A 21,682-nucleotide genomic window follows, 5' to 3' on the forward strand; every position below is an offset into this window, starting at 1 on the left:
AATTGTAGGGAAATTACGCAACGGCATAAACTTTTCCTATCGAAAAAATAAGTTTTCCGCTTTGGCTGATTTGGGATATACGAACGGCAAGCAGCACTACGAAAATGATATTCATTTTTGGTATCAGAAAGAATATTGGGTGAATCGTTTAATGTCTAAGAGTAAGGTGAAAATTTGGTCGCCTCTTTTAAATTTAAACTACGACCTAACTGATAAAAGTACTCTTGGGGTGCAATTTATGGGAAACTTTTTTAACAAGGAAATCAATGGTTCTACCGCAAGTCGTGCGTATCTGTACAATAGTCCGAAACTGATGAAAGAATACATAACGCATCAAAACAAACCTGAAAACACTCAAAATCTGTCTGTTAATGTGAATTTCTTGCAGAAAATCGGAGATAAAGGAGCTAAACTTACCATCGACGATGATTATTTCCATTATAATAAAGATAGAAACGATGATTTAAACACTATTTTCTATAATTATCAACTAAATACGCAACCAAAATTATTTGGAAATTCTCTCTCAATGCAACAGATAGATAATTATTCTTTTAAGGCAGATATGGAAACACCTGTTTCGTTGGGAAATCTTTCTTTCGGAGCAAAAATTGCCCGAACACAGACTGATAATATAGCTGAATCCGATTTTCGTGATGAAAATCAAATAAAGACTCTTACTCACAAAGATCACTTTCTTTATACAGAAGATACCCAAGCCCTGTACGCCGATTGGGCAAAATCTTTCGGAAAGAAATGGAGCGTAAAAGCAGGGCTTCGAGGCGAAAATACACAAACCAAAGGAGTTTCCGTTTTAGCAAATAATGAAACACACAAACGAAATCTCTTTAAACTTTTCCCGACATTATTATATATTCAATATCAAATTAATGAGAATCACAACATTTCGGCAAATGTAAACCGTCGTATTTTTCGTCCGCAATTCTTTTCACTTAACCCAGGGAGAAACTATCAGAATCCGAAATCATATGTGGTAGAAAATCCGTTCTTACAACCTTCCTATTCATTAGGAGCAATGCTGAACTATACCTATAAACATTGGCTAACATTCGGGTTATCATATTCTAATATAGAAGATAACCGAACTCAAATTACGTATCACAATCCTGATTTGGAAGAAACTCAAATCCAATGGGAAAATTTTGCTAATGGTAATGAGTGGAGTGCTTCGGTAAATATCAATAAAAGTTTGTTTTGGTGGTGGGAATTTTCTGTGTATATGGTTGTAACTTACGAAAATGTAAAACCTTATGTTGCTGCATTTCCCGACCCAATGAAAAGTTGGGGAGGTTATCAATATTTGGGAAATACTTTTATGCTGAATGAAAACAAAACTTTACAAGCAAGTGTATCGTATGAGTATCAGTTTCCGTGGGACAATGAAACATCAAAAAGCTCGGAGGCTTCAAGTTTAGATTTGGGTATAAAATATTTAGCTTTCGATAAAAAATTAACTATTGCTCTCAATGCAAACGACATCTTCAAAACCAATATAATGGCTTATACCCAAAAAATTAAACAACAAGGCATTGCAGAAAGCTATTGTCAATACTACGATACGCGTTACCTACGTCTTTCGCTTACCTATAAATTTGGAAATAGCAAAATTTCAGTGCAAAAAAGAGAGGGAGGAAATGCAGAAGAACGCGGAAGAAGTTAAACATACATTCTAGGATTACTACTCAAAGGATATTATAATAAAAAAACAGCTTTAAAATTATAAAGCTGTTTTATTATTTAAAATATCTATTTTTTTAGTATATACGCTAAAATATTGAAAACATTATACAAACAAAAAAGTCCCTAAATTTTCACTTAGGGACTTTAAAGAAGGCGGCGACATACTCTCCCACTTGCGTAGTACCATCTGCGCTAAAAGGTTTAACTGCTCTGTTCGGAATGGTAAGAGGTGAGACCTTTCGCTATAACCACCTTAAATCGTTGAATCAGTCGCTATAAGCTACAAGCAATATGCTTTTAAGCAACCAACCATAATATTGTAACATACTAGGATAAAAACACGTTATAAACAACAAGAAAAAGAATCTCTAACGCAATAAGTCTACGGGTTATTAGTATTACTCGGCTATGACATTACTGCCTTTACACCTGTAACCTATCAACGTGGTCATCTCCCACGACCCTTAAAAGAAATCTCATCTTGTGGCGGGTTTCGTACTTATATGCTTTCAGCACTTATCCCATCCCAACGTAGCTACTCAGCGGTGCTCCTGGCGGAACAACTGATACACTAGAGGTTGGTCCAACTCGGTCCTCTCGTACTAGAGTCAGCACCACGCAAATTTCTAACGCCCACAGTAGATAGAGACCGAACTGTCTCACGACGTTCTGAACCCAGCTCGCGTGCCACTTTAATGGGCGAACAGCCCAACCCTTGGGACCTTCTCCAGCCCCAGGATGTGACGAGCCGACATCGAGGTGCCAAACCCCCCGTCGATGTGAGCTCTTGGGGGAGATCAGCCTGTTATCCCCGGCGTACCTTTTATCCTTTGAGCGATGGCCCTTCCATACGGAACCACCGGATCACTATGCTCTACTTTCGTACCTGATCGACTTGTAGGTCTCTCAGTCAAGCTCCCTTATGCCATTGCACTCTACGCACGGTTACCAAGCGTGCTGAGGGAACCTTTAGAAGCCTCCGTTACGCTTTTGGAGGCGACCACCCCAGTCAAACTACCCTCCACGAATTGTCCTCCACTCTATGCGGAGTTAGACCTCAGATAAGCAAAGGGTGGTATTTCAACAACGACTCCACAACTACCGGAATAGCCGCTTCTAAGTCTCCCACCTATCCTACGCATCACTTATCCAAGACCAATACGAAGATATAGTAAAGGTGCACAGGGTCTTTTCGTCCCACTGCGGGTAATCGGCATCTTCACCGATACTACAATTTCACCGAGCTCATGGCTGAGACAGTGTCCAGATCGTTACACCATTCGTGCAGGTCGGAACTTACCCGACAAGGAATTTCGCTACCTTAGGACCGTTATAGTTACGGCCGCCGTTTACTGGGGCTTCAATTCAATGCTTCGAATTGCTCCTAACATCTCCTCTTAACCTTCCAGCACCGGGCAGGTGTCAGACCCTATACATCATCTTTCAATTTAGCAGAGTCCTGTGTTTTTGATAAACAGTCGCCTGGACCTTTTCACTGCGGCCTCCCAATGAGGAGGCGACCTTTCTCCCGAAGTTACAGGTCTATTTTGCCTAGTTCCTTAGCCATGAATCTCTCGAGCGCCTTAGAATTCTCATCCCAATCACCTGTGTCGGTTTACGGTACGGGTTTCATAACTCGCTTTTCTTGGAAACGTTATCAACTCATTGTCACCGCAGCCGAAGCCTTAGTGTACTGTCAATGTCATAACAACACCTTCAACGTACTATTCCGTCAGTACGCAGAGTCTACCTCATTCCGTCACTTTTATCGTTATGAAAGTACAGGAATATTAACCTGTTGTCCATCCACTACTCCAATTCGGATGCGCGTTAGGACCCGACTAACCCTCAGCTGATTAGCATAGCTGAGGAAACCTTGATCTTTCGGCGGGCAGGTTTCTCGCCTGCCTTATCGTTACTTATGCCTACATTTTCTTTTCTAATCGCTCCAGCAAACCTCACAGCTCACCTTCAACGCCATTAGAATGCTCCCCTACCACAATTTACATTGTCCATAGCTTCGGTAATATGCTTATGCCCGAGTATTATCCATGCCCGACCGCTCGACTAGTGAGCTGTTACGCACTCTTTAAATGTATGGCTGCTTCCAAGCCAACATCCTAGCTGTCAGTGCAGTCAGACCGCGTTTGGTCAACTTAGCATATATTTGGGGACCTTAGCTGATGGTCCGGGTTCTTTCCCTTTCGGACATGGACCTTAGCACCCATGCCCTCACTGCCGTGAATCATTTACTAGCATTCGGAGTTTGTCAGGAATTGGTAGGCGGTGAAACCCCCGCATCCAATCAGTAGCTCTACCTCTAATAAACTATAACACGACGCTGTACCTAAATACATTTCGGGGAGTACGAGCTATTTCCCAGTTTGATTGGCCTTTCACCCCTACCCACAGGTCATCCGAAGTCTTTTCAACGACAACCGGTTCGGTCCTCCACGCTGTGTTACCAGCGCTTCAACCTGCCCATGGGTAGATCACCAGGTTTCGCGTCTACTACTACCAACTTAATCGCCCTATTAAGACTCGCTTTCGCTACGAATTCGCATCTGAAATGCTTATCCTCGCTGGTAAAAGTAACTCGTAGGCTCATTATGCAAAAGGCACGCCGTCACCCAAAAGGGCTCCGACCGCTTGTAAGCGTATGGTTTCAGGGTCTATTTCACTCCGTTATTCACGGTTCTTTTCACCTTTCCCTCACGGTACTGGTTCACTATCGGTCTCTCAGGAGTATTTAGCCTTACCGGATGGTCCCGGCAAATTCAGACAGGGTTCCACGTGCCCCGCCCTACTCAGGATATCCCTATGATTTATTAAAAATTACCTATACGTGACTATCACACTCTATGGTGTATCTTTCCAAATACTTCCAGTTCCATTTAACAACCAATATCGGGTCCTACAACCCCTATATTGCCGTAACAATATAGGTTTGGGCTAATCCAATTTCGCTCGCCACTACTCTCGGAATCACTTTTGTTTTCTTCTCCTCCGCCTACTTAGATGTTTCAGTTCAGCGGGTTCGCCTCCTATAAAAAGGATACTGCACCTTCAATGCAGTGGGTTGCCCCATTCGGACATCTGCGGATCAACTCGTATGTGCCAATCCCCGCAGCTTTTCGCAGCTTATCACGTCCTTCCTCGCCTCTGAGAGCCTAGGCATCCCCCATACGCCCTTACATAACTTATTGCGCTTGTAGTCGCTTCTATCGATAGAAGCGTACCTCGTTCTCTTTGATTCTTTTATATTTTATTTCTTTCTCGATTTAATCAATATTTTATTTGATCTCTCGTGTTTTTATCCCAATATGTCAATGAACTCTTTTTGAAAGTATAAAGTGTAAAGTTAAAAGTACAAAGTTAAAAACGTAAAGTTTTATTTTTATACCTCTCACTTTATCCTTTATCCTTATTATCGTGGAGAATAAGGGAGTCGAACCCTTGACCTCCTGCGTGCAAGGCAGGCGCTCTAGCCAGCTGAGCTAATTCCCCATAAATATAGGTATTAGGGGTTAGGCAATAGGGAATAGTTTATATCAATCCCAAAACTCTTACCTATCTTAAAAGCATCAACCTCTAAAATTTCCTTTCAATATTAATATCAATGAACTTGATTACTATCAGTAGTCCCAGGCAGACTCGAACTGCCGACCTCTACATTATCAGTGTAGCGCTCTAACCAGCTGAGCTATGAGACTGCATCTTTTTAGCCACTAGCTATTAGCAAATAGTTTATGTAACTCCAAAATACTAACTACCAAACACTAACCTCTAATTAGCCTATGAATATTGACTGCACAAGATTTAAAGATTCATCCTAAAATAACACCCTTTGGACTTCTCTAGAAAGGAGGTGTTCCAGCCGCACCTTCCGGTACGGCTACCTTGTTACGACTTAGCCCCAGTCACTAGTTTTACCCTAGGCAGCTCCTTGCGGCAACCGACTTCAGGTACCCCCAGCTTCCATGGCTTGACGGGCGGTGTGTACAAGGCCCGGGAACGTATTCACCGGATCATGGCTGATATCCGATTACTAGCGATTCCAGCTTCACGGAGTCGAGTTGCAGACTCCGATCCGAACTGTGACCGGCTTTATAGATTCGCTCCTGCTCACGCAGTGGCTGCTCTCTGTACCGGCCATTGTAGCACGTGTGTAGCCCAAGATGTAAGGGCCGTGATGATTTGACGTCATCCCCACCTTCCTCACGGTTTGCACCGGCAGTCCCGTTAGAGTGCTCGACTTAACTCGCTAGCAACTAACAGCAGGGGTTGCGCTCGTTATAGGACTTAACCTGACACCTCACGGCACGAGCTGACGACAACCATGCAGCACCTTGAAAAACGTCCGAAGAAATATCTATCTCTAGATACGTCGTTTCCCATTTAAACCTTGGTAAGGTTCCTCGCGTATCATCGAATTAAACCACATGCTCCACCGCTTGTGCGGGCCCCCGTCAATTCCTTTGAGTTTCACACTTGCGTGCGTACTCCCCAGGTGGGATACTTATCACTTTCGCTTAGCCACTCAAAATTACTTCCAAACAGCTAGTATCCATCGTTTACAGCGTGGACTACCAGGGTATCTAATCCTGTTCGCTCCCCACGCTTTCGTCCATCAGCGTCAATAATTTGTTAGTAACATGCCTTCGCAATCGGTGTTCTGTGTAATATCTATGCATTTCACCGCTACACTACACATTCCAGCTACTTCACAAACATTCAAGACCTACAGTTTCAAAGGCAGTTACTCAGTTGAGCTCAGTGCTTTCACCTCTGACTTATAAGCCCGCCTACGGACCCTTTAAACCCAATGATTCCGGATAACGCTCGCATCCTCCGTATTACCGCGGCTGCTGGCACGGAGTTAGCCGATGCTTATTCGTATGGTACCGTCATCAATCTACACGTAGACCTTATTCTTCCCATACAAAAGCAGTTTACAACCCATAAGGCCGTCATCCTGCACGCGGCATGGCTGGATCAGTCTTCCGACCATTGTCCAATATTCCTCACTGCTGCCTCCCGTAGGAGTCTGGTCCGTGTCTCAGTACCAGTGTGGGGGACATCCCTCTCAGAACCCCTACCCATCGCAGCCTTGGTGTGCCGTTACCACTCCAACTAGCTAATGGGACGCGTACTCATCTTTTGCCACCGTAGCTTTAATTATTTAATGATGCCACCAAATAATACTATAAGGTATTAATCCAAATTTCTTCGGGCTATCCCTTAGCAAAAGGTAGATTGTACACGCGTTACGCACCCGTACGCCGGTCTCAAGTGCCGAAGCACTCTACCCCTCGACTTGCATGTGTTAGGCCTGCCGCTAGCGTTCATCCTGAGCCAGGATCAAACTCTTCATCGTTAAAATCTTTAATATTATAACCAAAGAAAGTAATTGACTCTAGGATAATTCTTTAAATCTTTTTTTTGTGCTGTCAACAATATATCAATGAACTATTTCGTCTATTCCAAAATTCACAACCTTATCTCAAGTTGCGGATGCAAAAGTAATACTTTTTTTAAAACTACCAAAACTTTTTGAACTTTTTTTTCAAAAATATTTTTTTTGAACTTTTCACTTTATTGCTAATCACTAACCCCTATTGACTAATGATTCTCTCAAAGCGGGTGCAAAAGTAATACTTTTTTCTAAACTACCAAAATTTTTTAAACTTTTTTTTAAAATATTTTTTTTTGAACTTTTCACTTTATTACTAATCACTAATCCCTATCGACTAATAACTTTCTCAAAGCGGGTGCAAAAGTAATACCTTTTTTGATATATCCAAAATATTTGATGAAATTTTTTACAAAATCATTGCCAATAAAAACAAAAAAACTGAAAAACAATAGTTTATGATTGTAAAAATATTATTTAAATTATACAGGTTACACGGAAAAATATGTAAAAATTAAATATCGAAGTTACAACACTTAAATCAAGTTTAACAAAAAAGTTTTACTATTCTCTTAACTTAAAGCATTCACTATCGCACAAGTTACCTCTGAATAACAAAGAAAATTAAAATAATTTCTTTCTTTTTCAGTCATAAAAGTCTACTTCATGAAAACAACTCTCTTCAAACGAATTTATTTATCCCCTCATATGATCATATGTATACTATCACTTTCTATACTGCGTAAGACTCTTTCACAAATACCACTATCAAAAAAGAAAAAATTATCTACAATTTCAAAATCAAACAAAGCAATATTTACTTCAATAAAGCTATTAAAATTTATAGCTTATGGAAAGTAAAATAACACGAGGCAAAACATTAATTTCCTGTTCACTAACCAGAAAATTAGATAAAGAACTACTATAAATGCTTTTATTGCCAAGTACATTTTTAGCTTGTAACTCTATTCGCCAAGGAGAATGTTCTTTGCGGTACTCCAAAGAAAAATCCAAATTATTCGAGCTTTCTTTATTACCATTACGAATTAAATTCTTCCACTGGTATATTCCTTTCAGCCTTATAGTTTTGTACAACTGATTTTCAATAGAGAACGAAAACAATTGCGTCTGATAATAGTTTTTGAGTCTGTTTATGAATTGATTAAATCCGTGAGAATACCGAAGTTTAAAAATATGCAATTGACTAAACATTGACCGAGAAAGAAATGATATACTTTGTACACGATGCGAAACAGGATTTATTTCTGTATTTACCAATCGCGAATAATTAAACACATTAGCACGAAAATTAACCGATACAAAGTTCTTAAGAACACGAGTTCCTGTCCACCAAGCACTAACTCCTAAGCTATTTTCGGGAGTAGTAAGTTGTACAGAACTATACAATTGATTGATTCCGTTTAAGATTAAATCATTACTAAAAGCTTTATTTTTATGTGTGAAATTTGCCATAAACCCGATAAAACTTTTATTGAAGGATTTACTTTGCATAAGGGAGAATGTATGATACTGTGCATTTTCCAAGAAAGGATTTCCTTTACTTATAGTATTAAAGTTCTGAAAAGTAGGGTTTTCAGTCAATTGGGTTGCCTCGGGAAATATGTTTGTTAAACGATAATTAAACTGAAACTTACCCCATCGCGATTCATACTCACTATCCAATGAAGGCTCTAATTCAAAATAATTTTTCCGTACAAAATTATTATTTTGACTAATTTTCAGATAGTAAAAATGTGCAGCAAGAGAGATTTTACTTTCAAATGCAAATAAATTAAAACGATATTCTGTATTTATGTACAAATCATTGAGTAAATAACCCAAATCATTTGAAGAATAGTCTTTCCTTTTTTTATTAATTAACTGATAATCATAAGTCTTTAAAATATCACTACTTAAGTTATTACCTAAGGAAATATATAAACCTCTCCCTTTAGGTAATGCCCAATATTGCTTGTACATTGCATCAAAGGTATGTTGTAGCAAACTTTCTGTTTTAAAAAAATTATAGTTTGAATTACCTTGTAAAACATCAAAAACATTGGAAATATACTTGTTACTAAACCATTGGTCGTCAGCTTTTTTTTCCAAATAACTATGATTTAGCACAAACGTACTTTTGAGTTTTGGAGAATGTACCTTATGATGCTCAAAGTAGTGCCCAAACTCAGTTAGAGGCGTTTTATCACGGAAACTAAGCCGTCTTTCTTGACCATCGTGAACTGAAACAATGTCTCTATTGCTTTTGTTTTCAGAGACGTTGCTATATATGTTATAAATCAGCTTAGTATTTTTATTGGGAGTAACATCAAACTGAAAATTGAAATTCACTAACTGATTTTTGAAATCATTATGATTTTGGCGTATTTCAAAAACATCATTTTGAAGGTAATGATACTTGTTGAAAATATCTTTCTGAGTAACCACATCTGAAAGAATGATATATCCTGCAGCCTGTGTTTTTTTATTAAGACTAACATTAATATTCATTGCATTGAGCAGTGATTCGTTTTTGCTCATATTTGTATTTTCGTTAGAAAGCACCTGTAAATCAAATGAGTTTGAACGACGACTTACAAAAGAGCTAATTCCTTTTCGAAAAACAGAAATATCGTCTGAGGAAAATACTTTATCACCAAAATTATTTCCATTCCCGATATACGAACTACTAAATTCAGGAGAATAATAAAAAAGGGCTGTGTGTGCCAAATAAAAATCTTGATTACCATAACCTGCATTAACATCACCAAAGAAAAAACGCTTCTTCTCCTCTTTTAATTTTACATTTAAAGCAAGTTCTCCTGTTTTGAGTTCGTCTTTCAAAATAGCGATATCGGTATAGTTATCAATAAACTGAACCTTATCTACAGCGTCTGCTGGTATATTCTCAACCCCTAATTTAGTCCCTCCACCAAAGAAAGATTTATCTTCAACAAGCAGTGTAGAAACTTTTCTGTTATTAAAAAAAACTCTCCCATTATTATCAACTTCAACCCCAGGCAATTTTTCAAGTTGTTCTTTAAGCTTTAATTCTTTACCAGATGTAAAAGCATTGACACGAAAGGTTGTGGTATCTTTTTTTTGCTGTATAGGTAGTTCAAAGTTAATTATCACTTCCCCAAGTACCTCGTTCGAAGGGACGAGCTTAAAATTATGAGTTATTATTTTATTTTCAGAAGAGTACTGTATAATTTGTGCTACAAAACCCATATACGAAACTCTAATTTCGTAAGACACTTTGGGTTGTAATGATAGTTTATAAAAACCTTTATTGTCCGTAATGGCAAAGGTAGGTGATGTCGCCTCTTTAATAGGCATTGCTATGACATTGGCTCTTTCTAATGGATTGTTAAGCGTGTCGGTAACATATCCTGTAAGTGTTTCTTGTGAAAAAACACTTTTGACAAATAAAAAAAACAATAATGTACAGATATATCTCATTATAATCACTTACTTTTCAGAGCTTGTTCTTTTAATTTGTTATATTCTTTAGGAGGGGTAATAGCTTCCTTGGAGGCATTGAATATGATTCTTTTAGCTACATATTTATTTCCGATACTTTCCAAACTCAATACTAATCCTGGCAAACCGTGATAACCTAAAGGCGAATAGCCATACGGAATGTCAGGGCAATACCAAGCCACTACATTATTGATACGATTCACACCTTTCGCACTTATATAAGGAACATCTACATAAGCTTTATAAACTCTGTAACCATTTATCTCTGCTGTTTCGTTGGTTAATATCCAATCAAAAACTTCCGGATTTCTGCTTTTCCAGCTATCCCAATACAAGCACAATACATTATCATTAGCATTATAATACAACTGGTAATACTGCCCTATTATTAAGGCACTTCTCTTTCTGGAATATCTAAAATCACCTGAACGACTCAGATTTTCAAACTCTTTATCATCTACTTTGAACGTATAACCTGTATGGTCAAACTCCAAAAGAACGCTTAATTTTAATTGGTTATGATATTTTACCTCTTCACTATTTTTAAGTTTTTCAGTAATGACAATCGGACGTGGCGTTAATTCGTACTCCACCAAATGACGTTGAGCAAATACGGATAACGGAAAAATAAACAGATATAGATATAATAGTTGTTTCATATTGTTAATGTTAAAAAACTACAGCCCTATTTTTATAGAGCTGTAGTTTTTAGATTTAATCAGCCTTAATTCAACCTTCTTCCTTTTGATTATTCTGCCAACAATCAGCCTGAGCATCATTCAAAATTTTTGTGTACTCATCGTGAGACAAATCCCCGTTAGCATCTGCTGCATCTGCCTTTTCAATTGCATAATCAAAGCAATCTAGTGATGTAGATGCATTCAAGCCTACCATTCCTAAAAGGAAAACTGCGATAAAAACAACTTTTTTCGTATGTTTAATTTTTATTGTTAATAATACCGCAAATGTAGCAACTTGTTTTTTTAAAAAAACAAAATATTAATTATATTTAACATTTTAAAACACAAAAATATTATTTTATCACATTAAAATTTTATGATTTATTCTATAAAAGATAAAACATTTATAAAACAAAAATGCAAAAGAGTTATTTTATTAACAATTCCTTTGCATTTCCTATTTTTTTACCTTTGGATATAGCCCTGTATGTTTATTTGCTCCATTTCGAGGCTTACAACGCATTAGCAAACCACTATATCATATATCTTCTTCTTATTACCTCTTTATTAATTCTTGATAAATATCCTTTCTCTATAATGAGATATTTGATACTACTTTCTATAAAACTAAAGGATTCCTGTATAATTTTCAGGAGTGATTGCTTTTAATTCTTTTTTGATTGTTTCGGAAACTTCCAAGGTTTCAATAAATGAGGCTATAGTCTGTTGGTTAATTTTCTCGTTAGTCCTAGTCAGCCCTTTCAGAGCTTCATACGGATTAGGATAGCCTTCTCTACGAAGAATTGTTTGAATAGCTTCTGCTACTACTGCCCAATTTTGCTCCAAATCCCAACGAATCTTCTCTTCGTTAAGTAATAATTTCCCGATTCCTTTCAGCGTAGACTTCAACCCTATTAGCGTATGACCAAATGGAACTCCTATATTACGTAATACGGTGCTGTCTGTAAGGTCGCGTTGCAGACGAGAAATAGGAAGTTTTGCCGATAAATGTTCAAAAATAGCATTCGCAATTCCTAAATTTCCTTCAGAATTCTCAAAATCAATCGGGTTTACTTTGTGTGGCATTGCTGACGACCCCACTTCTCCTGCTTTTATCTTCTGTTTAAAATAATCCATTGAAATATATGTCCATATATCACGATTGAAATCTATTAATATGGTGTTGATACGTTTTAAAGAATCAAAAAGAGAAGCCAAATTATCGTAATGTTCAATCTGTGTGGTAGGAAAAGAATGGTGCAATCCTAATGTATTTTCAACAAATTTTGTACCAAAAGTTTTCCAGTTTATAGACGGATACGCCACGTTATGAGCGTTATAGTTTCCTGTTGCCCCTCCAAATTTTGCGGAAAAAGGTATGTTTTTGAGTTGTTTCAATTGTTCTTCTATTCGAACTACAAAAACCTCAATTTCCTTACCTAAACGAGTTGGTGAAGCTGGTTGCCCGTGTGTACGTGCCAACAAAGGAATATCTTTCCATTGAGATGAAAGAGACTTTAAGTTATCAATAATATTTTGTAAATCAACATAATAAACTCTATCCATAGCTTCTTTGATAGAAAGCGGAATTGCTGTATTATTAATATCTTGTGATGTAAGCCCAAAATGTATAAACTCCTTATATTCAGATATATTTAATTTATCAAAAGCATTTTTTATGAAATATTCGACCGCTTTTACGTCGTGATTCGTCGTCTTTTCAATTTCTTTAACCTTGGCAGCTGAAGTAGAATCAAAATTCTGATACAATTCACGAAGTTTTGGAAAAATATTTTTTGGAAAATTTTTCAATTGAGGCAATGGCAATTCACAAAGAGCAATAAAGTACTCCACCTCTACTAGAATTCGGTATTTAATCAATGCTTCTTCCGAGAAAAATGGTATTAATTCTTTTGTTTTATCGGCATAACGTCCATCAATGGGAGAAATTGCTTGTAATGACATCTTTATTTATAGTTTTCGGTAAGGGACAAAGATAGGAATTTTTATGAATTACGAATTATGATTTATGATTTATTTCGCTACCTTTGTGAAAGTAAAACAGAATACTTTCTTTAAAATTCATTTTTTTTTACATTGAAAAATATCTTTTATCATATTAAACGTTTTATTCTCTGGAAATTTAAAAAAATTAAATCTAATCCTATTAAATATCTGATAATTACAGCCTTATTAATATGGTACTACTATTCACTCCCTAAACACTTATTTTCAAATAATTACGCTACAATTGTGGAAAGTTCTGAAGGAAAACTTTTGGGAGCAAAAATTGCTGAAGATGGGCAATGGCGATTTCCAGAAAATGATAGTATTCCTCATCGTTTTAAAACTTCTCTAATTCATTTTGAAGATGAATATTTTAATTATCATTGGGGAGTAAATCCTATTTCTGTTGGGAAAGCTTTATTTGAAAATCTTAAAAAAGGTGAAATAATTCGTGGAGGAAGTACTATCACTCAGCAAGTTATTCGCCTTTCCAGAGAAAATCAAAAACGCACCTATTTTGAAAAACTTACCGAAATGATTTTGGCAACTCGTTTAGAGTTCAGATATTCGAAAGACAGAATTTTGTCTCTTTATGCCTCTCACGCTCCATTTGGCGGAAATGTTGTTGGGTTAGATATGGCTTCTTGGCGTTATTTTGGAGTTGCTCCTCAACAATTGTCGTGGGGACAAAGTGCTACATTGGCTGTGCTTCCAAATGCTCCAAGTCTAATTTTTCCTGGAAAAAATCAGACAGCTTTGAAGAAAAAACGAGATAATCTTCTTAAAAAAATGTATGACAAAAAAGTTTTTGACAAAGAAACTTATGAACTTGCTTTGTTGGAACCTCTTCCTCAGAAACCACACAAATTGCCTCAAATAGCACCACATTTCTTAGAATTTGTTGCAAAAAAACAACAAGGGCAACGTATTCGCTCAACTATTAAAGTTGCTATTCAGGAAAAAACAAATCAAATTGTAGCAAATTATCACAAACATTATTCACAATCCGAAGTGCATAATATGGCTGCAATTGTGGTTGATGTAAAAACTCGCAACGTACTATCTTACGTAGGAAATACGCCTACCGATGAAAATCATCAGAAAGATGTAGATATTATTCACGCTCCGAGAAGCACAGGAAGTATATTAAAACCAATACTTTATGCTGGAATGCTTGATAAAGGAGAATTACTACCTCAGGAATTAATCCCCGATGTTCCCACTCAAATTTCAGGATATTCTCCCCAGAACTTTAGCAATACTTTTGAAGGAGCTGTCTCGGCTGATATAGCTTTAGCAAAATCATTGAATATTCCATTTGTTTGGCTATTGCAAAAATTTGGAATTTATCGATTTTACGATATTCTTCAGAAATTGAAGCTTTCAGATATAAAAAAACACCCTGACCATTACGGGCTATCAATCATTTTAGGTGGAGCAGAAAGCAATTTATGGGACTTGGCTCGTGCATACACTAACTTAGCCTCTGAACTAACTATTTTCAGCCAAAGACAAATATATAGAACTGATGAGTTTCAAGAATTAAAATACAATTTAACGGAAGATATTTCTACTTTTGGAAATTTTACTTCTGAACCTACTATTTTTAAAGCGGGTGCTATCTGGAAAATGCTCGAAGCTATGAAGGAAGTAAATCGTCCTACTCAGGATATTGCTTGGAAATACTATGAATCTTCTCGAAAAATTGCTTGGAAAACAGGCACAAGTTTCGGTAATAAAGATGCTTGGGCGATTGGTGTCACTCCAGAATTTGTAGTCGCCGTTTGGGTGGGAAATGCTACAGGAGAAGGAAGACCCACACTCACAGGAGCTTCCTATGCTGCACCTGTAATGTTTGAAATTTTCAATTCATTACCTTCTACTTCTTGGTTTTCAAAACCTTATGATGATTTAGAAGAACTTATAGTATGTGAAACCTCAGGTTTTTTAGCAAAAGAGGAATGCCCCAAAAAGTCTGTTCTCACAACAATTACAACCAATGACCATACTATTTGCCCATATCATAAAATCGTTCATCTTGACAAAAGCGAGCAATTTCAAATAAATACTTCTTGCGAATCTTCAAACAATATAATTTCAAAGTCGTGGTTTATTCTCCCTCCAGTTATGGAATGGTACTACAAAAATAACCATATTGATTATCGAAATCTTCCTCCTTTTCGAGAAGATTGCTTGGAATTAAGCAATTTTAAAAGACTTGACTTTGTCTATCCAAAACACAAAAGTATTATCTACACAACTAAAAATTTTGGCGGAGAATTACAACCTTTCATAGCAAAAGCAGCGTCCTCTGAAAAAGGAAATGTTTTTTGGTATTTGAATGAAACTTATTTAGGAACAACAAATCTTTTTCACGAAATGAACATATATGCTCCTAAAGGAGATAACATTTTACGAATCATTAATACTAAAGGAGAAGAAAAAGTAATACAAATTGTCGTTCAGTAATATTCGTTCGAAAATAAACAAAAACAGGAGCAGATTAATCTACTCCTGTTTTTTATTGTGCTTACAAATATTATAATTTCTTTTTAACCGCCACCTCTTGGAAAGCTTCAACTACATCACCTTCTTTAATATCATTGTAGTTCTTAATTTGCAATCCACAATCATAGCCTTTTGAAACTTCTTTAACATCATCTTTAAATCGTTTTAATGATGCTAACTCTCCAGTATAGATTACAACACCATCTCGGATAATTCGTATTTTTGAATTTCGGAATATTTTTCCGTCAGTAACCATACATCCTGCAATAGTCCCTACTTTTGAAATTTTGAACAACTCACGAATTTCGACAGTTCCTGTAACTTCTTCTTTAAACACAGGAGAAAGCATTCCTTCCATAGCGTCTTTCAAATCATTAATAGCATCGTAAATGATTGAATACGTACGGATATCTATTTCCTCTTTATCTGCTAAGGTTCGTGCATTTGCCATCGGACGAACATTAAATCCAATAATAATCGCGTCTGAAGCTGATGCTAACAACACATCTGATTCTGTAATTGCTCCGACTCCTTTATGAATTATGGAAACCTGAATTTCTTCTGTTGATAATTTTTGGAAAGAATCCGTCAAAGCTTCTACTGAACCATCTACGTCTCCTTTTAAAATGATATTTAATTGTTTGAAATCTCCTAAAGCGATACGTCTTCCAATTTCATCAAGAGTGATATGACGCTGTGTACGTACAGATTGTTCACGTTGCAACTGAGCCCTTTTGGCAACAATTTGTTTTGCTTCACGTTCATCTTCAAACACATAGAATTTATCTCCTGCCTGAGGAGCTCCGTCCAATCCTAAAATAGAAATCGGAGTTGAAGGCCCAGCACTTTTAACTTTTTTGCCTCGCTCATCGTGCATTGCACGGATTTTTCCGGAGTTTGTCCCAACTAACACATAATCACCTATGTTCAACGTTCCTGATTCAACCAATACTGTTGAAACATATCCTCGCCCTCTATCAAGCGATGCTTCAACAACAGTCCCCACAGCACGTTTGTTCGGGTTGGCTTTCAGCTCCAACAATTCAGCCTCCAGAAGTACTTTTTCTAAAAGCTCCTGAACACCAATCCCTTGCTTTGCTGAAATATCTTGTGATTGGATTTTTCCTCCCCAATCTTCTACCAATAGGTTCATTCCTGCCAAACGCTCTTTAATTTTTTCTGGATTTGCAGTAGGCTTATCTATCTTATTAATTGCAAATATAATAGGAACGCCTGCTGCCTGTGCGTGGCTAATTGCCTCTTTTGTTTGTGGCATCACATCATCGTCAGCTGCTACAACAATAATGGCAATATCTGTAACTTTTGTACCACGTGCACGCATTGCGGTAAAAGCCTCGTGCCCAGGTGTATCCAAGAAAGTTATTCTTTCGCCACTTTCCAATTTAACTCTGTAAGCTCCAATATGTTGCGTGATACCTCCACTTTCTCCTGCTATTACATTTTCTTTACGAATATAATCTAGCAATGAAGTTTTTCCGTGGTCAACGTGTCCCATAACGGTAACTATAGGAGCTCTTGGTACCAAGTCTTCTTCTTTATCTTCTTCAATATGAATTGATTCTTCTATATCTGCAGTTGCAAACTCAACTTCAAAACCAAATTCATCTGCTACAATTGTTAAGGTTTCTGCATCCAACCGTTGATTCATTGTTACCATAATACCCAACGACATACACGCTCCAATTACTCTATTAATTGGCACATCCATCATTGTAGCTAACTCATTTACAGTAACAAATTCCGTTACTTTGAGTATTTTTTCTTCTTGTTCTAATTGTGCTAACTCGGTTTCTGTTTTCTGGCGATGTAAATCACGTTTTTCCTTACGATATTTGGCTCCTTTTGATTTAGCAGCTTTTCCTTGCAGTTTTTCCAGAGTTTCACGGACTTGCTTTTGAACTTCCTCTTCAGTAGGTTCTACCTTTGTGAAAGTTTTTGCTTTTTTATTTTTCCCGTCCTTTTTGTTATTGTTAGCTGATGAAAGGCTTGGCTCATCTTTTCGAATGCGTTTGCGTTTGCGTTTCTCAGCATTATCATCTTGTTTTGGAGTTTCTGTATTAGGTTTAGTATTTTCCTTTTCCTTCCCTCCTTTTTTCTTTTTCTTCTTCTTTTTCTCGAACTGGCTTAAGTCAATTTTTTTTCCGACCAATTTTGGACCAGTAAGTTTTTGATATTGAGTTTCAAGAACTTCAGGTTCCTCTGGTTCTTTTTCTTCAACCTTTTGTTTGGGAACTTCTTTTACTTTCTTGTAAGTATCTTGCTGATTCTGAGTTTTATCTTTTTGAGGTTTGTCTTTCGAGGGAAATTCTATTTTTTTCTTTTGTTGTTCTTTAACCTTTTCTACGATAGGTTCTACCTTTACTACAGGAACTTCTTCTTCAACAGATTCAGGTTTTGATTCCTTAATTTCTTGAGAAATCTCAGGTTGAACTAAGGTTTCGACATCTTTTTTCTCTACTTGTTGAGTAGGTTCTTCTTTTTCAGTCGGAATTTCAACTGACTTTTCTTCCTTTTTAGGCTCAAGGTCAATTTTGCCAACAGTTTTTATTCCTGCAACAGTTCCTTTAGCTCTAATAACTTCTTGTTCTTGTTGCTTACGTTTTTTCTCATTTTCTTTTTCTTGTTCAATACGGATAGCTTCACGCTCTTTACGCTGATCTTCAACAATTTCTTTTGAAGCTTCACGTTTATTTTTATCCGCATTAAACTTATCGGAAAGGAGTTTCACAACTTCTCCCGAAATCTTTACATTGGGATTGGATTCAATTTCAACCCCCTTTTCTTTCTTAAGATAATCAACAGCCGTATCCAAAGAAATGTTAAACTCCTTTAAAACCTTACTTAATCTTGTAGTTCCCTCGCTCATATATTTTTTATTTCGCCACAAGCAAATAGCTTATAGCCTTGTAAACCTCAATTTTTTTGTTCTCACAAACGTTCAAAACCCTACCGAAAGCGAAAATTTCGGCAAAGATAATCATTAATCTTCAAATTCCTCTTCTAAAACCTTAATAACCTCACGAATTGTTTCTTCCTCAAGGTCTGTTCGTTTCATCAAATCAGAAACTTCTAATTCCAAAATACTTTTTGCTGTATCTAGCCCTGCTTTTTGGAACTCTTCAATAATCCAACCTTCAATTTCGTCATCAAACTCGCTAAGCTCAATATCTTCATCGTTAATTCCTTCACGATACACATCTATCTCATAACCAGTCAATTGACTTGCTAAACGGATATTGTATCCAGACTTTCCAATCGCTTTTGAAACTTCTTCTGTTTGAAGGAAAACTTCTGCTCGTTTTTCTTCTTCATTAATTGTAACTGAACTTACCTTAGCAGGAGCCAATGCACGAGCAATCAATAATGAAGCATTTGAAGTATAGTTAATTACATCAATATTTTCGTTTCCTAGCTCACGTACAATTCCGTGAATACGCGACCCACGCACACCTACACAAGCTCCCACAGCATCTATGCGATCATCAAAAGAGTCTACCGCAACTTTTGCTTTATCTCCTGGTATACGAACAACTTTGCTAATCGTAATTAACCCGTCCATAACTTCGGGAATTTCCTGTTCAAACAAACGTTCCAAAAACACTGGCGACGTTCTTGACATTATGATAGAAGGCTTATTCCCTTTAAGTTCCACAGACTCAATAATACCGCGAACGTGTTCACCTTTTTTGAAAAAATCAGAAGGAATTTGTTTTTCTTTTGGTAAAACAATTTCATTTCCCTCATCATCTAATAATATTATCGCACGATGCCTAATATGATGAACCTCAGCTGTATATATTTGTCCTATTAAATCTTTGAATCTGCGATAGATGGTTGTACTATCGTATTCGTGTATTTTGGATATCAAGTTCTGACGCAACGCCAAAATTGCTCTACGTCCTAAACTTGCAATTTTTATTTCCTCAGAAACATCTTCTCCTACCTCAAAATCAGGCTCAATTTTTCGTGCTTCTGTTAATTCTATTTCCTGATTTTCATTCACAACAGCCCCATCTTCAACAACCACTCGGTTTCTGAATATCTGTAAATCTCCTTTATCAGGATTAATAATTATGTCAAAATTATCATCTGAACCATATTTCTTTTTCAAAGTATTACGAAATACTTCTTCCAAAATCGCCATTAAAGTCTCACGGTTAATTAATTTGTCATCTTTAAACTCTGAAAAAGACTCTATTAATTCAAGATTATCCATAATAATTTTAATTAAAATTTAATGATTACTTTTGTTTCTTTTATATCATTTAAAGCAAATAAATGCTCTCTTTTAACGGTTATTTTACCTTTCCCTACAGGTTTGGGTTCACGCGTTTCCGTTTCAAGAGTTATATTACCTCCTTCTACATTCTTAAGTAGTCCTTCGTGTTTTTTCCCATCAGTGGTTTTAACTTCTACGTTTCTGCCTATATTTTTGCGATATTGACGTTCCAGCTGAAAAGGCTCAGTAGCTCCGAAAGAAGTTACCTCAATAGAAAAATCAACTTCTTCCCTATCTAAATTATGTTCAACCGCACGACTAATTGCTATACAATCATCAATTCCCACACCTTGATCACCGTCGATGACAATACGTACTGCATTATCATTTGAAATTGATAAATCAATCAAAAATAGTGTCGGATTTTCAGACAAAACACTGTCTATAAGTTCTTTAACTTTATCTTTAAAATTCATTTTTCTATAAAAAGAGGGGACTTTATGTCCCCTCAATACTCCATTCCACGAGGCAAAGATACAATTTTTTCAATAAATCAAGAAAAAAAACAAATTTATTTTGTCATTTGGTTTTTATTCCATACCTTTACGGAAAGTTAATTGGCATTGAATTTATCAACTATAAAAATTCAAAACAAAAATTAATGGTATTCAAATTATTCCACTCATAACACTCATAAACAATGGAATAAGGAATGTCAAAATAGTATAAAATTAATTATTTAACTCTAAAAGTAATAATCATGAAAAAGATTCTCGTTACCACCGACTTTTCAGAAAAATCAATTGCTTCTTTGAAAGTTGCGATTGAATTGGCAAAACGCCAAAAAGCTGAAGTATTCTTGTTACACGCTCTTGAACTGCCTTTCCGATTAGCAACACAAGAGCATTCCTCCATACCTGAAGCTATGTATTTTTTAAATTTATCGAAACAACGTTTTGACAGCATCAAAAAAGAATTAGGAGGAGAAATTGAAATTAAAGATCTTATTGAAACAGCCCCTTTAGCTGACGCGGTTGAGGATGTTGTTAAAAAGTATGGAATTGACCTAGTTTTTATGGGTTCAAATGGAGCATCAGGCACTAAGGAACTTTTTATTGGGTCGAATGCAGAAAAAGTAATTCGAACAGCAAGTGTTCCTGTACTTGTAATCAAAAATCCTGAGGAAAAGCTTAACATCAAGCATATTATGTTTGCGTGTGACTTTACAAAAAGATTTTTGAAACCTTTTGAAAAAGCTGTAAAATTTGCAGAACTTTTCAATGCAAAGATTGATTTAGTTTTTGTTAATACACCTTACCAATTCCTAACAACTTCTGAAATCAGAGAGCGTATGAATGAATTCTTAGAAAGTCAAAATTCAAGTATTGAAGAATTTGAAACACACGTTTACAATGATATTCGCATTGAGACTGGAATTCTGAATTATGTAGCAGAAAACGATATTGATTTGATTTGTATGTTCCCAAGCGGAAGAAAAGGAATTGCTCATTTCTTTAATGGAAGTATCAGTAGTGATTTAGTGAACCACGCAACAAAACCTGTACTTACTATAAAAATGTAATCTTTTCAAAAGATTTAGTAATTTTCAAACTTTGCCAAAGAAAAATATAAAAAAATTGACTTTGGCAAAGT

Annotated in this window: 10 protein-coding genes, 2 tRNA genes and 3 rRNA genes; 3 read left to right on the forward strand and 12 right to left on the reverse strand. The window is 36.4% G+C overall.

Annotated elements, in window-relative coordinates:
• Window positions 1-61: 61 nt before the first annotated feature.
• Window positions 62-1,681, forward strand: a complete 1,620-nt coding sequence (locus CGC48_RS03860; RefSeq protein ID WP_098028527.1) for an outer membrane beta-barrel family protein — start codon at window positions 62-64, stop codon at window positions 1,679-1,681.
• Window positions 1,682-1,849: 168 nt separating this feature from the next.
• Here the strand turns inward: CGC48_RS03860 and rrf are convergent.
• The 9 genes from rrf to purB form a co-directional block, all read right to left on the reverse strand.
• Window positions 1,850-1,957, reverse strand: a 5S ribosomal RNA gene (rrf, locus tag CGC48_RS03865).
• A 116-nt stretch (window positions 1,958-2,073) separates the two neighbouring features.
• Window positions 2,074-4,907 (reverse strand): 23S ribosomal RNA (locus CGC48_RS03870).
• Between the two features lie 227 nt (window positions 4,908-5,134).
• Window positions 5,135-5,208, reverse strand: a tRNA-Ala gene (locus CGC48_RS03875).
• Window positions 5,209-5,340: 132 nt separating this feature from the next.
• A tRNA-Ile gene (locus CGC48_RS03880) sits at window positions 5,341-5,414 on the reverse strand.
• Between the two features lie 148 nt (window positions 5,415-5,562).
• A 16S ribosomal RNA gene (locus CGC48_RS03885) occupies window positions 5,563-7,078 on the reverse strand.
• Together the 16S, 23S and 5S rRNA genes with 2 tRNA genes alongside form the textbook arrangement of a ribosomal RNA operon.
• Window positions 7,079-7,948: 870 nt before the next feature.
• Window positions 7,949-10,573, reverse strand: a complete 2,625-nt coding sequence (locus CGC48_RS03895; RefSeq protein ID WP_098028529.1) for a carboxypeptidase-like regulatory domain-containing protein — start codon at window positions 10,571-10,573, stop codon at window positions 7,949-7,951.
• Window positions 10,574-10,578: 5 nt separating this feature from the next.
• Window positions 10,579-11,253 (reverse strand): GLPGLI family protein, encoded by a 675-nt coding sequence (locus CGC48_RS03900; protein WP_098028530.1) that lies wholly within the window; start codon window positions 11,251-11,253, stop codon window positions 10,579-10,581.
• Between the two features lie 70 nt (window positions 11,254-11,323).
• Window positions 11,324-11,488, reverse strand: coding sequence for a hypothetical protein (locus CGC48_RS11720; protein ID WP_157909862.1), 165 nt, complete (start codon window positions 11,486-11,488; stop codon window positions 11,324-11,326).
• Between the two features lie 413 nt (window positions 11,489-11,901).
• On the reverse strand, window positions 11,902-13,239 hold the full coding sequence (gene purB, locus CGC48_RS03905; RefSeq protein WP_098028531.1) for an adenylosuccinate lyase: 1,338 nt from the start codon (window positions 13,237-13,239) through the stop codon (window positions 11,902-11,904).
• A gap of 153 nt (window positions 13,240-13,392) precedes the next feature.
• On the opposite strand from purB, the gene pbpC reads away from it, so the two are divergent.
• Entirely contained in the window at window positions 13,393-15,750 is a 2,358-nt protein-coding gene (pbpC, locus tag CGC48_RS03910) for a penicillin-binding protein 1C (protein ID WP_394336569.1), read from the forward strand.
• A 70-nt stretch (window positions 15,751-15,820) separates the two neighbouring features.
• Here pbpC and infB read toward each other — a convergent pair whose 3' ends face one another.
• From infB to rimP, 3 genes are all read right to left on the reverse strand, one after another.
• Window positions 15,821-18,676: a translation initiation factor IF-2 gene (gene infB / locus CGC48_RS03915; protein WP_098028532.1), complete on the reverse strand. Its 2,856-nt coding sequence runs from the start codon at window positions 18,674-18,676 to the stop codon at window positions 15,821-15,823.
• Window positions 18,677-18,790: 114 nt separating this feature from the next.
• Window positions 18,791-20,026 (reverse strand): transcription termination factor NusA, encoded by a 1,236-nt coding sequence (nusA, locus tag CGC48_RS03920; protein WP_018280248.1) that lies wholly within the window; start codon window positions 20,024-20,026, stop codon window positions 18,791-18,793.
• Window positions 20,027-20,037: 11 nt separating this feature from the next.
• A complete protein-coding gene (rimP, locus tag CGC48_RS03925; protein ID WP_018280249.1) occupies window positions 20,038-20,505 on the reverse strand; it encodes a ribosome assembly cofactor RimP in 468 nt (155 codons plus the stop codon).
• Window positions 20,506-20,789: 284 nt separating this feature from the next.
• Here rimP and CGC48_RS03930 point away from each other — a divergent pair, with 284 nt between their 5' ends.
• A complete protein-coding gene (locus CGC48_RS03930; RefSeq protein WP_098028533.1) occupies window positions 20,790-21,611 on the forward strand; it encodes a universal stress protein in 822 nt (273 codons plus the stop codon).
• Window positions 21,612-21,682: the final 71 nt, after the last annotated feature.

This window comes from Capnocytophaga cynodegmi, from assembly GCF_002302475.1.
Lineage (GTDB): Bacteria > Bacteroidota > Bacteroidia > Flavobacteriales > Flavobacteriaceae > Capnocytophaga > Capnocytophaga cynodegmi.

Coding starts and splice junctions, on each gene's coding strand:
- nusA (WP_018280248.1), bottom strand. CDS start 20,026: ATGGATAATCTTGAATTAATAGAGTCTTTTTCAGAGTTTAAAGATGAC.
- rimP (WP_018280249.1), bottom strand. CDS start 20,505: ATGAATTTTAAAGATAAAGTTAAAGAACTTATAGACAGTGTTTTGTCT.
- CGC48_RS03900 (WP_098028530.1), bottom strand. CDS start 11,253: ATGAAACAACTATTATATCTATATCTGTTTATTTTTCCGTTATCCGTA.
- CGC48_RS03930 (WP_098028533.1), top strand. CDS start 20,790: ATGAAAAAGATTCTCGTTACCACCGACTTTTCAGAAAAATCAATTGCT.
- purB (WP_098028531.1), bottom strand. CDS start 13,239: ATGTCATTACAAGCAATTTCTCCCATTGATGGACGTTATGCCGATAAA.
- CGC48_RS11720 (WP_157909862.1), bottom strand. CDS start 11,488: ATGGTAGGCTTGAATGCATCTACATCACTAGATTGCTTTGATTATGCA.
- CGC48_RS03895 (WP_098028529.1), bottom strand. CDS start 10,573: ATGAGATATATCTGTACATTATTGTTTTTTTTATTTGTCAAAAGTGTT.
- infB (WP_098028532.1), bottom strand. CDS start 18,676: ATGAGCGAGGGAACTACAAGATTAAGTAAGGTTTTAAAGGAGTTTAAC.